This is a genomic window from Streptomyces fragilis, assembly GCF_003112515.1.
Taxonomy (GTDB): domain Bacteria; phylum Actinomycetota; class Actinomycetes; order Streptomycetales; family Streptomycetaceae; genus Streptomyces; species Streptomyces fragilis.
Window position 1 is genome coordinate 1 of sequence record NZ_BEVZ01000010.1, and the last position, 13,445, is coordinate 13,445.

Sequence of the window (13,445 nt, forward strand, 5' to 3'; positions counted from 1 at the left end):
GGGGGGGGGGGGGAAGATCATCGCGCGTGCCCGGACATCCGTGCGTGCCGCGCAGCGGGTTCCTCCTGTTCATCCGCCGGTGCCCCGTGCGCCGGTCTGTTCCACCACCGCTCAGGAGTGACCGCCATGACCCACCCCACGCCCGAGGCCCCTTACGGCGTCGACCACCTCGGCCGCCCGTACTCCGACAAGTCGAAGATCGTCGCCGGTCTTCTCCAGCTGTTCCTCGGCGGCTTCGGCATCGGCCGCTTCTACGTCGGCTCGGTCGGCGTGGGCGTGGCCCAGCTGCTGACCTGCGGCGGCCTCGGCATCTGGGCGCTCGTCGACGCCATCCTCTTCTTCACCAGCAACGACCGCACCGACAAGCAGGGTCGTCCGCTGCGCGGCTGATCACCGCATCGCCCGCGACGAGGCCGCGGCCACCGTGACGGTGGCCGCGGCCTCGTGCCGTCCGGGCGTGCCCGGCCGATCTGCGGGACGGTTCAGCGCGACTTCAGCTCGTCGTACGCCTGCGGGTCGCTGTCCTGGAGGAACTGGCGGCAGCGCTCGGCCTCGTCGGTCTCCTTGATGGCCTCCGCGGCGCGGGCCAGGGCGGCCAGGCAGCGCAGGAACCCGCGGTTGGCGCGGTGGCTCCACGGCACCGGGCCGTGGCCCTTCCAGCCGGCGCGGCGCAGGTGGTCCAGGCCGCGGTGGTAGCCGGTGCGGGCGTAGGCGTAGGACTCCACGGCGCGGCCCGCCTCGAAGGCGTCGTCCGCGAGCATCGCCCAGGCGAGCGAGAACGTGGGGTGCGCGGCGGCGACCTCCGCGGGGCTCGCGGAATCGGCGAGCATCCGGTACGCGTCCTCGTTCTCCGGGAGGTACGTCGGCTCGGGGCCGCCGAGCAGGTTCTTGTGTTCCGTCATGCCCTCAGTCTGCCGGAAGGCGGACGCCGCCGGTGCCGGAGGCCGGGCCGACGGCGGTGCGGCGCGGGGGGAGCGGCGGCGGGAGCGGGGCCGGCCCCGCCGCCTGCCCGCCCCGGGGGGTCGCCGGTCAGCGTGCCGGTCCTCGCGCCGGTCAGCGTGCCGGTCCTCGCGCCGGTCAGCGTGCCGGTCCGTCCTCGCGCCGGTCCTTCCGTCAGTCGCGGTCGTCGTCCGCGCCGACGGCCGCCTTCCCGCTGCCCGCGTCGACGAGGACCTCGCGCTCGCCGCCGTCCGCGCCGATCACCTCGACCTCCCAGGCCGGCGCACCGCTGCGGTCGTCGTCGCCGTCGTGCTCGAAGTCCACCGAGACGACGGTGCCGGACACCTTCTTCACGGCGGCCCCGGCGGCCGCGTCGGCGTCGGTGCCCGCCTTGCGCAGGGCGGCGGCCTCCTTGCGGTCGTCGGCCTCGTCGTCGGCGTCGTCGTCCTTGTCGCGGGTGCTGTCGAGCACCGTGCCGTCGTCCGGGTCGACCAGCACCTCGGTGCGGGTGCCGTCCTCGCCGACGACCTCGACCTCCCAGACCGGCCGGTCACCGTCCTGGTCGAACTCGGCCGAGGCCACGACGCCCTTCGCCTTCGCCAGCGCCGCGGTGACGGCGGCGCGCACGTCGGTCTTCGGGGTCACCGCGTCGGCCCGCTCGCCGTCGGCACGGCCCTCGTCACGGTCGTCGCGCTCGTCGCCCTCGTCGCGGTCGTCGCGGTCCCCGCCGTCCGGGCGGGCGGAGGAGGCGGTGGCGGCCCGGTCGCGGTCGTCCCCGGAGGCGGCGACGGCGGCGACGGCGCCTCCGCCGACGAGGGCGGCGGCCACCAGGGCGGCGAGGGCGGCGCGGCGGCGGGACGGGGTGCGGTCGGCGGAGCTCATGGGGTTCCTCCTGAGGAGTCGGTCCGGCGTTTCTCGACGGGCACCACTGTCGACGGGCGACGCTGAAGCGGTGCTGAAGGAAGCTGAAAGGTCCTTCAGGGAGGCTCTGCGACCCTTGTCGGCATGCGCCTGCTGATCGTGGAGGACGAACGACGCCTGGCCGCGGCCCTGGCGAGGGGGCTGACGGCCGAGGGGTTCGCGGTGGACGTCGCGCACGACGGCGTGGACGGCCTGCACCGGGCGCGGGAGCACCCCTACGACCTGATCGTCCTGGACATCATGCTGCCCGGCATGAACGGCTACCGGGTCTGCTCGGCGCTGCGCGCGTCCGGCGACGAGACGCCGATCCTGATGCTCACCGCCAAGGACGGCGAGTACGACGAGGCCGAAGGGCTGGACACCGGGGCCGACGACTACCTCACCAAGCCGTTCTCCTACGTGGTGCTCCTCGCACGGATCCGCGCCCTGCTGCGCCGCCGCACCCGCGGCGGCGCCCCCGTCCTGAGCCTGGGCGACCTCAGCGTCGACCCGGGAGCGCAGCGCGTGCGGCGCGGCGGGCAGGAGATCGCGCTCACCGCACGGGAGTTCGCCGTCCTGGAGCAGCTGGCGCTGCGGGCCGGGGAGGTGGTCTCCAAGACCGAGATCCTGGAACACGTGTGGGACTTCGCCTACGACGGCGACCCCAACATCGTCGAGGTGTACGTCAGCACGCTGCGCCGCAAGATCGACGCCCCCTTCGGGGTCCGTTCGATCACCACGGTGCGCGGCGCCGGCTACCGGCTGGAGCGGGACGGAGGAAGGCCGTGACGCGGGGATGGTTCTCCTCGGTGCGCGCCCGTACCGCGCTGGGCGCCACGGGGGTGGTCGCGGTCGCGCTGGTCCTGGCGGGCCTGGCGGTGGTCGACGCCCTCCGCGGCGGTCTGACCGACAACACGCGGCTGGTCGCGGAGTCGCGGGCCCGCGAGGTCGCCGTCCAGGTCGCGGTGGACCGTATCCCGAAGGACGCGGCCGGACTCGACACCGACGACCCGGTGCAGGTCGTCACCGGCGACGGCACCGTCCTCGCCTCCAGCGACGCCCTCGCCGGCGCCCCGCCGATGAGCGACGCCGCCCGCCCCGGCCCCGCGCAGTCCGACGACTCCGTCGGGGCCCGGGAGGACGACCGCCACGGTGGTGCGGGCGGCGGGCGCGATGACGACGACCGCGACGACGGGCGGGACGACGACGGGCGGGACGACGACGGGCGGGACGACGACCGCGGCGCGGCCGGCGCTTCCGGGGGCGCGGACGACGACGCCCGCGCCGCGGGCGAGGTCGCCGACGACGCCGTGTTCGACCGCGTCTCCCTGCCGGTCGACGACGAGGGGGAGGCGACCTCCGACCCGGGCGAGGCCGAGGGCCGCGCCGACTTCACCGTCGCCGCCCTGCGCGCCGAAGCCGCCGACGGGACGCCGGTGACCGTCTACGCCGGGTCGTCGCTGGCGGTGCAGGAACTGGCGGTGACCGGCACCGTCCGGGCCATGCTGGCCGGCCTGCCCGCGCTGCTGATCGTCGTCGGTGCGGTGACCTGGCTGGTCACCCGTCACGCGCTGCGCCCGGTGGAGGGCATCCGTGCGGAGCTGGCGGAGATCACCGGCAGCCGTGACCTGTCCCGCAGGGTGCCGGTGCCGTCCTCGCGCGACGAGGTGGCCCGGCTCGCGGTCACCACCAACGGCACGCTGGAGGCCCTGCAGGAGTCGGTCGAGCGCCAGCGCCGCTTCGTCGCGGACGCCTCGCACGAACTGCGCAGCCCGATCGCCTCGCTGCGCACCCAGGTGGAGGTCGCCGAAGCGCACCCGGAGCTGCTCGAGACCGGTGAGCTGCTGGAGGACGTGGTGCGGCTCCAGCACCTGGCCGCCGACCTGCTGCTGCTCGCCCGCCTCGACGCGGGGGAGGGGCCCCGCGCCGCGCGGGTCGACCTCGCGGAGCTGGTGCGTGAGGAGACGGCCCGCCGCCCGGAGCCGGGGCGCGCCGGGGAGCTGGAGGAGGCGGTCGTGGCCGGCAGTCCCGGACAGCTGGGGCGGGTGCTGGCCAACCTGCTGGACAACGCGCAGCGCCACGCCCGCGAACGGGTCGTCGCACGGGTACGCACGGAGCCCGCGGACACGGTGGGCGCAGGAGGACGGGGCGCGGGCGGGGGCCGGGGCTGGGCGGTGCTGTCGGTCGAGGACGACGGACCGGGTGTCCCGGAGGGCGAGCGGGAGCGGGTCTTCGAGCGGTTCGTGCGGCTGGACGACGCCCGCGCCCGGGACGACGGGGGCGCGGGTCTGGGACTGGCGATCGTCCGGGAGCTGGTGACCCTGCACGGGGGGACCATCTCGCTCGGTCGGGGTCCGGACGGCGGGGCCCTCTTCACCGTCCGCCTGCCGCTGGCCGGCCCCGCCGGGGACTGAACGGGCCCGCTGGAAAGGCGAACGCCCCGGCGGCATCGGCCACCGGGGCGTTCACCCCACTCCCAGGGGTCCTGGAGGTACCGCGGGTCCTACAGGAAGGAGTTGATCTCGATCGTCTCGTCGCGGCCGGGGCCGACGCCGATCGCGGAGATCGGGGCGCCGGACATCTCCTCCAGCGCCTTCACGTACGCCTGCGCGTTCTTCGGCAGGTCGGAGAAGGACTTCGCCTTGCTGATGTCCTCGCTCCAGCCGGGCAGGTACTCGTAGACCGGCTTCGCGTGGTGGAAGTCGCTCTGGGAGTACGGCAGTTCCTCGACCCGCCGGCCGTCGATCTCGTAGGCGACACAGACCGGGATCTGCTCCCAGCCGGTGAGGACGTCCAGCTTGGTGAGGAAGAAGTCCGTCAGGCCGTTCACCCGCGTGGCGTACCGGGCGATGACCGCGTCGAACCAGCCGCAGCGCCGGTCACGGCCGGTGGTGACGCCGCGCTCGCCGCCGATGCGCCGCAGCGCCTCGCCGTCCTCGTCGAACAGCTCCGTCGGGAACGGACCCGAGCCGACACGCGTGGTGTAGGCCTTCAGGATGCCGATGACACGGCTTATCCGCGTCGGGCCCACGCCCGCGCCCGTGCAGGCGCCGCCGGCGGTCGGGTTGCTGGAGGTGACGAACGGGTAGGTGCCGTGGTCGATGTCCAGCAGCGTGCCCTGACCGCCCTCGAAGAGGACGACCTTGTCCTCGTCGAGCGCCTTGTTGAGCACCAGCACCGTGTCGGCGACGTACGGACGCAGCTGCTCCGCGTAGCCCAGCAGCTCCTCGACCACCTGGTCGGTGGCGATGGCGCGGCGGTTGTAGAGCTTGGTCAGCATCTGGTTCTTGACCTCGAGCGCGGCCTCCACCTTCTGCTGGAGGATCGACTCGTCGTACAGGTCCTGGACGCGGATGCCGGTGCGGTTGATCTTGTCGGCGTACGTGGGGCCGATGCCGCGACCGGTGGTGCCGATCTTGCGCTTGCCCAGGAACCGCTCGCTCACCTTGTCCGACGTCACGTTGTACGAGGTGATGATGTGTGCGTTGCCGCTGATCAGCAGCTTCGACGTGTCGACGCCCCGCTCGTTCAGCCCGCTCAGCTCGGAGAGCAGCACCGAGGGGTCGACGACGACGCCGTTGCCGATGACCGGAACGCAGTTGGGGGAGAGGATGCCGGACGGCAGCAGATGCAGCGCGTACTTCTGGTCGCCCACCACGACCGTGTGGCCGGCGTTGTTGCCGCCCTGGTAACGCACCACGTAGTCGACGGAGCCGCCGAGCAGGTCGGTGGCCTTTCCCTTGCCCTCGTCACCCCACTGAGCACCGAGCAGCACAAGTGCGGGCACAGGCGTACACCCCTTCCGGGTGGGGCATGTCCTGGGTCGGGGCGCGCGGCACGACCATGTGCCTCGTGCGCCCGGCGGCCCTGTCGGCCGCGGTTCCCGTCGGACCGGTTGCCCCGGAATAGACGAAGCCCCTGGCACGAGGAACGCGGCGCAAGGGGCTCTTGCACAAAGATGCTACCCGAGGACCCGAGGAAGCGAGGCATGACCGAGGTGGCTTCGGAGCAGCTTCTGGTGGTCGTCGACCCGTCCGCCCGCCGTACGGACGGCGAGTCCGTGCGGATCGCCAAGGACGTCCTGTGTGCCGGCGCGCGGGTGAAGTGGTGCCTGCCGGAGGGGCGCGAGGAGTTCGCGCGGGCCCTGGAACGCCGGGGATCCAGGCGGCCGGTGGTGGTCGGGGACGACCACGCGCTGCTGCGGGCGGTGACCGTGCTGGAGCGCCACGGCGAGCTGGACGGCTGCGCCCTGGCGGTGGTGCCGGTGGTGGGCCGTCCGGGGGCCCTCACGGTCGCCCTGTCGCTCGGCGTGCCGCAGGGCACGGTCGCGGCGGCCCGGGCGGTGCTGGACGGCTCGGTGCGGCGCCTGGACCTGCTGGCGGACGACGCGGGCGGGTTGGTGCTGGGGGAGCTGCGGATCCCGGCGGTGGACGCGGCCCCGCACAGGGGCCTGCGGCCGGCCCGGCGCCGGTACCGGTCCCTGGTGAGTGCGCTGGCCCGGCAGTCGCGGGCCGCGGCGGAGGCGGCCGGGGCCGCGGGGCCGGGGCCGTCCCGCCTGCGGGTGGAGACCGACGGCGCGACCCTGGTCGACCTGGACCAGCCGGTCCGCGCGGTCACCGTCACCCCGGGCCGCACCGGCCGCGCCGACGTCGAGGTCCGCCCCGTCTCGGTGGGCGCCGAGGCCGCGCCCCTGCAGGCCGCCGCCCGTACCGTCACCGTCTCCGGCGCCGACTTCCGCTACCGCGCCGACGCCACCGTCGCGGGCCCCGTCCGCACCCGCACCTGGACGGTCCGGGCGGGGGCCTGGGGCCTGGTCCTTCCCGGGTGACGGCCGGGGGCGGTAGCGTCCGCGCGTCGAACAAGGGGGCGGACGTGGGGGGCGGGATGGCTTACGAGGGCACGGCACTGGGGGTGCCGGCGGCCCGAATGGCGTTGTCCGAGTACCGCAAGCGGGCTTGGACCATGGTGCTCGGCGGCGCGTGCGGCGGTGTGTTCGGCGTGGTGACGGGTCTGACGGGCATCACCTGGACCCCGCTCTGGTGGGCGATCGGCTGCGCCATGGTGGGCGGAATGCTCCTCTTCCGCGCCACCCGGATCCGGACGCTGCTGGAGCGTCACCCGTGGCGCGAGCGGCGCGTCGTCCACGTCGGGGGAGGGCGGCTCCGGCCGGTCGTGGTGGTCGAGGCCGGGGAGCGGGGCGAGGTGTGGCCGCTCGCTGTCGAGCTGCCGTTCCAGCAGCAGGTCGACCTGCGCGAGCACTCCTCCGTGGTGTGGACGGCCGGTGACCCCCGCTTCGGCGTGGTGGTCTCGCCGCCCGGGGGCGACCGGTTCCGCCTGGCGTCCCCCGCCCGGGGCAGGCGCCTGCGGGGGGTGGCCGCGGTGCCCGAGGTCCGGGCGTCGGCGGGCCGCCTGCTGACGGACGCACGGCCCGCGGTCCGGCGCCCCAAGGTGTTCCGGTGGGTGCTGCTGCTGGGAGCGGCGTGCTTCCTCTACGCGGCCGTCGGCAGTGAGAACAGCGGCGACGCCGAAGTGGGGCTCACGGTTCTCGACCGGGGCCCCGGCGGGAACTGCGTCGTCCGCTTCGACGACCCGTTCACGGGCGAGGAGCGCGAGGAGTCGTACCACTGCGACGAGGGCGGGGACGCGGACCTGCGGAACTTCGAGACCGGCCGGGTGGTCTCCCGGTGGCCGGGCCGGGCGGTCCTCTACAACGAGAAGTACCAGGAACCGCCGTCGGGGGACGACCTGTTCGACGTCGTCGGCAACACCGGTCTCGGCCTGGTGCCGCTGGCCGTCGTGGGTGCGGTGGCCGGGCGCCTGCTCCACCTGCGCCGCTGGCGCCGGGCCATGGAGATGGCCGGGAACGAACCCTCCGCGCCGGCCACCGCGGAGACGGCCACCGCGGAGACGGCCACCGGGAAGACGGCCACGGAGGGAGAAGGTACGGAGGGAGCGGGCGCGGCACCCACCTCGGTCGGCCGTGCGCAGGCCGGCCGCCCGTCGGCCCCTGCACGCGTACCCGCTCTCAACCACGCGGGCGCCGTCGCCCGGGCCGAGCGCTTCGCGCCGAGGCCGGAGCCGGCGATCTGGGAGCGGGACTGGCGGACGGCCCCCTGGTGGCGGGTGCGCGGCCTCAGGCTGATCGTGGGCGAGGGTGAGCTGTACGCCTGGCTGTTCGGGCAGCTGGGCGCCTTGCTGGCGGTGGTCTGCCTGGCCGTGTTCCTGCACCACACGCCGTCGTGGGCCCCGGCCCTCATGGTCCTCGGCGCCCTCGCCGTGGCCTGGTCGGGCCGGGACCTGTACCGCCGCCTCCCCGCGATCCGCGCCCTCCGGGACGCCGCCGCCACGCCCGGACCCCGGCGCCGCCGGTACGTCCTGCTGCCCACCACGCCGCGGGTGAACGGGGAGGCGCAGCGGCTGCTGCTCGTCGTCTTCCCCGAGGAGGGCGGTGACGAGGCCCTGCCGGAGGGGCTGCTGGAGGTGCAGGCGCCCGGGACGAAGCGTCACCCCTGGGCGGGGCTGCCCGCGCCCGCCGGCACCGTGGAGCTGCACGGCCCGCCGGCCGGCGGCGGGCAGGAGGCGCCGGTGGTGCCGGTGATCGGCGGCCTCGTGCTCTGGCCCGTCGGCCGGTACGAGGAGATCGGCCCGGACGGCCGGGACCGCCGAGGGCTGCTCGCGGACGTCGAGGTCGCGAGGGCGTGAGCCGCGCCGGCGGCGTCAGCGGAGGCCGCCGGCGGGCCCCCGCTTCTCCCGCCACCGCCGCATCATCTCGGTCAGTTCGACCTCGATGAACTCGAAGAACTCCAGCGTCTCCCGCAGGCGTTCCTCGGCCGGGGAGCCGGGGCTGACGGCGGTGACGCCCTCGCGCAGGGCGGACTGCCAGTGGCGCAGCATGGCCTCGCGGTTGGCGATGGCCTCGTACCACTGGTTGTTGTGGACCCGGTAGCGCTCGCGCCGTGAACCGGGCTCGCGCTCGCGGGAGATCAGGTGGGTCTGGGAGAGGTAGCGCACCGCGCCGGAGACCGCGGCGGGGCTGATCCGCAGCTGATCGCCCAGCTCGGCCGAGGTCAGGACGCCGTCGTCGGAGGCGAGCAGCGCGGCGAACACCCGCGCGGGCATCCGGGCCATTCCGGCGTCGGCGAGCTGTCCCGCGAAGAGTTCCACGAACCGTGACACCGCCTGCGGGTCCCGTTCCTTCGGGGACGCCCCGGCCTCCGTCATGCCTGACCTCGTTCTCTCGGTGTGGGCTCCGAGTTTATACGCTTCCTTAACTTCACAAGTTTCTGAAAGAAGCGTAATTTCACGAGCATGACGCAGGAATCCCTCGCGATCGAGGTATCCGGACTCCAGAAGACCTTCGGCGCCACCCGCGCCCTCGACGGACTCGACCTGTCCGTCCGCACCGGAGAGGTGCACGGCTTCCTCGGCCCCAACGGCGCCGGCAAGTCCACCACCCTCCGGGTCCTGCTCGGTCTGCTGCGCGCCGACGGCGGCAGCACCCGGGTGCTCGGCCTCGACCCGTGGGACCGGGCCGTCGAGGTGCACCGGCGTCTGGCCTACGTGCCCGGCGACGTGGAACTGTGGCCCAACCTCAGCGGCGGTGAGGCCATCGACCTGCTCTCGCGGTTGCGCGGCGGCATCGACCGGCGGCGCCGGGACGAGCTGGTCGAGCGGTTCGACCTGGACCCGCGGAAGAAGGGCCGGGCCTACTCCAAGGGCAACCGGCAGAAGGTCGCCATCGTCGCCGCGCTGGCCTCCGACGCCGAGCTGCTGCTGCTCGACGAGCCCACCTCGGGCCTGGACCCGCTGATGGAGGTCGTCTTCCAGGACGTGGTCCGCGAGGCCAAGGAGGCCGGGCGGACGGTGCTGCTCTCCAGCCACATCCTGGCCCAGGTGGAGAAGCTGGCCGACCGGGTGTCGATCATCCGGCGCGGCCGGACCGTGCAGTCCGGCACCCTCGCCGAGATGCGCCACCTCACCCGCACCACCGTCGAGGCGGAGACGGAACGGCCGGTCACCGGGCTGGACGCACTGGAGGGCGTGCACCACCTGCACACCGACGGGACGCGCGTGCGGTTCGCGGTGGACGGCGGGCGCATCGACGCCGCGGTACGCGTCCTCGGCGGGTTCGGGATCCGCGCCCTGGTCAGTCACCCGCCCACCCTGGAGGAGCTGATGCTCCGCCACTACGGCGACGAACTCGCCGCCAACGGCCACCGGAACGGAAGCTCCGGCGCCGACGACGCCGACGACGCCGACGGCCCCGGGAGCACCGCCACCGCAGACGCCGCAGACGCCGCAGACGCCGCGGACGCCGCGGACGCCGCGGACGCGAAGGGCGGCGAGGCGCGATGACGACCACCGCCGCCCCGTCCGCCGGAGCGAGCGCCGCGGCCCCGGTTCCCGCCCCCGCCCCGCGCGCCCCGTTCACCGGTACCGGCGCCCTGCTCCGTTTCGCGCTGCGCCGGGACCGCCTGCGACTGCCGGTCTGGCTGGCGGCCCTGGTGGTCACCACCGTGTCCACCGCCAACAGCACCGCCGCGCTCTACGACTCGCCCGAGGCCCGCGCGAGCGCCGCGAGGACCATGGCGACGCCCGCCGCGCTCGCCATGACCGGCCCGCAGCACTTCCTGGACCACTACACCTACGGCGCGATGCTCAGCCACAAGATGATCGGCTTCATGGGCGTGCTGGTCGGCCTGATGAGCGTCCTGATCGTCACCCGGCACACCCGCGGCGAGGAGGAGACCGGCCGCGCCGAACTGGTCCGCTCCACCGTCGTCGGCCGCCACGCCCAGCTCGCCGCCGCGCTGTCCCTGGCGCTCCTCGCGAACCTGGCGCTCGCGCTGCTGCTCGCCGTGAGCCTGGCCGGTCTCGGCATCGAGTCGATCGGGCTGTCGGGCGCGCTGGTGTACGGGGCGGCCCACGCCGCGACCGGCGTCGTCCTCGCCGGCGTCGCCGCGGTCACCGCCCAGACCAGCTCCTCCACCCGCGGCGCCTCCGGCCTCGCGCTGGCGGTGATCGGCGCGGCGTACATCCTGCGGGCGGCCGGCGACAGCGGGAGCAGCGACGCGCTCTCCTGGGCCTCCCCGATCGGCTGGGCCCAGCGCTCCTACCCGTTCGCCGACGACCGCTGGTGGCCGCTGCTGCTCTGCCTGGCCGTCGCCGCCGCCTGCGCGGCAACCGGGTTCCTGCTCTCCTCCCGGCGCGACGTCGGCGCCGGGCTGCGGCCCGCCCGGCTGGGCCGCGCCACCGCCTCCCGAGCCCTGACCAGCCCCTTCGGCCTGGCGCTGCGCCTGCAGCGCGGGCTGCTGGCGGGCTTCTGCGCGGGCCTCTTCGTGATGGGGGCGATGTACGGGTCGATCATCGGCGACATCGAGGACATGCTCGGCAGCGTCGAGCAGATCCAGCAGGCGCTGGCCGAGATCGGCGGGGCCACCCTCGCGGAGTCCTTCGCGTCGATGGTGATGGTGGTGATCTCGGTGGTCTCCATGGTCTTCGTGGTGATGGCCGTCCTGCGCGCCCGCGCCGAGGAGACCGGCGGCCGGGCCGAGGCCCTGCTGACCACGGGGATCTCCCGGGCGTCCTGGCTGGGCGGCCACCTGGCCGTCGCCCTGCTGGGGGCCGTGCTGACCCAGCTGCTGGCGGGGCTCGGCTTCGGGCTCGCGGCCGCCGCGGCCACCGGCGACCACGCGATGACCGGCGACCTGATCGCCGCCGCCCTGGTCCACGTCCCCGCCCTGTGGACCGCGGCGGGCATCGCCCTCGTGCTCCTCGGCCTGCTGCCCCGGGCGACGGCGCTGGCCTGGGTGGTCCCGCTGTACGCCTTCGCCGTCGGCTACCTCGGGGAGATCCTGCGGTTCCCCGAATGGGCCGGCGACCTCTCGCCGCTCGGCCACGTGCCGCAGCTGCCCGCCGCCCCGATGGAGTGGACCCCGGTGCTGGTGCTCACCCTGGTGGCCGCCGCGCTGTGTGTGACGGGGATCGCTGGTTTCCGCCACAGGGATCTGGAGACCGAGTAGAGGCCCGGAGAAGACCCGGTGACGAGGCCGGGACGATCTTCACGGCACCGGAACCGCCAGGCTCGTCTAGCCTTGGGGGTTCCGGTGCCGCCGTTTTCCCGGCACCGGGCGAACCACGACCAGAACGAGGAACCGAGCAGGCCCATGCTGCGAGAGAATGCCGTGGGACCGGACACGGAGTCCGCACGCATCGCGGCGGTGCGCCGCTACGAGATCCTCGACACACCTCCGGACGGTTTCTTCGACCGCGTCGCCCGCCTGGCCGCCCGGACGTTCCAGGTGCCCATCGCGGCGGTGACCTTCGTCGACAGCGACCGGATCTGGTTCAAGGCCCGGCACGGACTGGGCGACGTCACCGAGATCAGCCGTGCCGACGGCCTGTGCGGCCTGGCCCTCCTGCGGGACGGCCCGCTGGTCATCCCCGACACCCGGCAGGACCCGCTGGCCATGGGCAACCCCATGGTGACCGGCGGGCTCGGGATCCGCTTCTACGCCGCCGCGCCGATCGTGACCGCCGACGGCCACAAGCTGGGCACCGTCAACATCCTCGACACCCGCCCCCGCACCCTCAGCCCCGAGGACGTCACCGCCCTGGAGGACCTGGCGGCGATCGTGCTGGACGAGATGGAGCTGCGCCTGACCGCGCTGCGCGCCCTGCGCCGCGAGCAGGAACGCCGCCAGGCGGTCGTCCGCCAGGTGGAGGACGAGCGGGCCGCCCGGCTGCGCGCCGAGCGGGACCGCCGGGTGCTGGAGTCCCTGACCAGCACCCTGCAGCGCACCCTGCTGCCGCCCGCGCTGCCCGCCGTGCCCGGTCTGGAGCTGGCCTGCCACTACCACGCGGCCTCCGTCCACGACCTGGGCGGCGACTTCTACGACGTCTTCCCGCTGGACGGCGACCGCTGGGCGTTCCTGCTCGGCGACGTGTGCGGCAAGGGCCCCGACGCGGCCACCGTCACCGCGCTGGCCCGGCACACGCTGCGCGCCGCCGCCCACCACGCGCCGGACCCGGTGGCCGTGCTGGACACGCTCAACCAGGCGCTCCTCGGCGACACCCTGACCAGCAAGTTCTGCACCGCGATCTTCGGCGTCCTCACTCCCCGTGAGGAGGGCGGCTTCGAGGTGGAGATCGCCACCGGCGGCCATCCGCCCGCCTACCACCTGGGTTCCTCCCCCGACGGCGGTCCCCGGGTGAGCGCGGTGGGGCTCGAAGGGGGCATGCTGATAGGGGCGCTTCCCGAGGCCCGCTTCCGATCCCGTACGGTCGTGCTGGCCCCGGGGGAGGTGCTGCTCCTGTACACCGACGGGCTGATCGAGGCCCGGGCGGGCGAGGACAGACAGATGATCGGTGACGAGGGACTGGCGGCCTTCCTGGCGCGCCGCCGGGGCCTCGGCGGCGCCGCCGGACTGGTGGAGGACATCGTGGATCTGCTGGACTCCCTTCCCGAAGGGGCGGAGGATGACGTTGCGCTCCTGGCGCTCTCGGTGCCCACCGCCGAGGAGGCCGAGCGGCAGACGCCGGGCGTGACGTCGACCGCGCACACCACGACTTTGCCCACGGACGCTACGGACGAGGAGCACTGAACG

12 protein-coding genes are annotated in these 13,445 nt (G+C 74.5%); 8 read left to right on the top strand and 4 right to left on the bottom strand.

Annotated features, from left to right (window positions below; genetic code table 11):
- Positions 1–126 precede the first annotated feature (126 nt).
- Complete coding sequence (locus Sfr03f_RS27570; RefSeq protein ID WP_108956920.1) at positions 127–390, top strand: TM2 domain-containing protein; 264 nt, start codon at positions 127–129, stop codon at positions 388–390.
- Positions 391–482: 92 nt separating this feature from the next.
- On the opposite strand, the gene Sfr03f_RS27575 is transcribed toward Sfr03f_RS27570, so the two are convergent.
- Both Sfr03f_RS27575 and Sfr03f_RS27580 read right to left on the bottom strand, forming a co-directional pair.
- The gene (locus Sfr03f_RS27575) at positions 483–902 is read right to left on the bottom strand and encodes a DUF3151 domain-containing protein (RefSeq protein ID WP_108956921.1); all 420 of its coding nucleotides are present in this window, start codon (positions 900–902) and stop codon (positions 483–485) included.
- Positions 903–1,113: 211 nt separating this feature from the next.
- Entirely contained in the window at positions 1,114–1,821 is a 708-nt protein-coding gene (locus tag Sfr03f_RS27580) for a PepSY domain-containing protein (protein WP_108956922.1), read from the bottom strand.
- Between the two features lie 123 nt (positions 1,822–1,944).
- Here Sfr03f_RS27580 and Sfr03f_RS27585 point away from each other — a divergent pair, with 123 nt between their 5' ends.
- Positions 1,945–2,628: a response regulator transcription factor gene (locus tag Sfr03f_RS27585; protein ID WP_108956923.1), complete on the top strand. Its 684-nt coding sequence runs from the start codon at positions 1,945–1,947 to the stop codon at positions 2,626–2,628.
- Positions 2,625–4,253, top strand: a complete 1,629-nt coding sequence (locus Sfr03f_RS27590) for a sensor histidine kinase (RefSeq protein WP_108956924.1) — start codon at positions 2,625–2,627, stop codon at positions 4,251–4,253. The genes Sfr03f_RS27585 and Sfr03f_RS27590 overlap by 4 nt, the downstream gene beginning before the upstream one ends.
- An 89-nt stretch (positions 4,254–4,342) precedes the next feature.
- Here Sfr03f_RS27590 and Sfr03f_RS27595 read toward each other — a convergent pair whose 3' ends face one another.
- Positions 4,343–5,626 carry an adenylosuccinate synthase gene (locus Sfr03f_RS27595; protein ID WP_108956925.1) on the bottom strand — a complete coding sequence of 428 codons (1,284 nt, stop codon included), beginning with the start codon at positions 5,624–5,626 and terminating at the stop codon, positions 4,343–4,345.
- A 201-nt stretch (positions 5,627–5,827) separates the two neighbouring features.
- On the opposite strand from Sfr03f_RS27595, the gene Sfr03f_RS27600 reads away from it, so the two are divergent.
- Positions 5,828–6,667, top strand: coding sequence for a diacylglycerol kinase family protein (locus Sfr03f_RS27600; protein WP_108956926.1), 840 nt, complete (start codon positions 5,828–5,830; stop codon positions 6,665–6,667).
- A 56-nt stretch (positions 6,668–6,723) separates the two neighbouring features.
- Positions 6,724–8,541: a hypothetical protein gene (locus Sfr03f_RS27605; RefSeq protein WP_159105748.1), complete on the top strand. Its 1,818-nt coding sequence runs from the start codon at positions 6,724–6,726 to the stop codon at positions 8,539–8,541.
- A gap of 15 nt (positions 8,542–8,556) precedes the next feature.
- Here the strand turns inward: Sfr03f_RS27605 and Sfr03f_RS27610 are convergent, their stop codons facing one another.
- Positions 8,557–9,060 carry a GbsR/MarR family transcriptional regulator gene (locus Sfr03f_RS27610; protein ID WP_108956928.1) on the bottom strand — a complete coding sequence of 168 codons (504 nt, stop codon included), beginning with the start codon at positions 9,058–9,060 and terminating at the stop codon, positions 8,557–8,559.
- An 87-nt stretch (positions 9,061–9,147) separates the two neighbouring features.
- On the opposite strand from Sfr03f_RS27610, the gene Sfr03f_RS27615 reads away from it, so the two are divergent.
- The 3 genes from Sfr03f_RS27615 to Sfr03f_RS27625 all read left to right on the top strand — a co-directional run bounded on the left by Sfr03f_RS27615 (position 9,148) and on the right by Sfr03f_RS27625 (position 13,442).
- The gene (locus Sfr03f_RS27615) at positions 9,148–10,194 is read left to right on the top strand and encodes an ABC transporter ATP-binding protein (RefSeq protein ID WP_108956929.1); all 1,047 of its coding nucleotides are present in this window, start codon (positions 9,148–9,150) and stop codon (positions 10,192–10,194) included.
- Entirely contained in the window at positions 10,191–11,861 is a 1,671-nt protein-coding gene (locus Sfr03f_RS27620; RefSeq protein ID WP_108956930.1) for an ABC transporter permease, read from the top strand. The genes Sfr03f_RS27615 and Sfr03f_RS27620 overlap by 4 nt, the downstream gene beginning before the upstream one ends.
- 144 nt (positions 11,862–12,005) lie before the next feature.
- The gene (locus tag Sfr03f_RS27625; protein WP_108956931.1) at positions 12,006–13,442 is read left to right on the top strand and encodes a PP2C family protein-serine/threonine phosphatase; all 1,437 of its coding nucleotides are present in this window, start codon (positions 12,006–12,008) and stop codon (positions 13,440–13,442) included.
- The last annotated feature ends 3 nt before the right edge of the window (positions 13,443–13,445 follow it).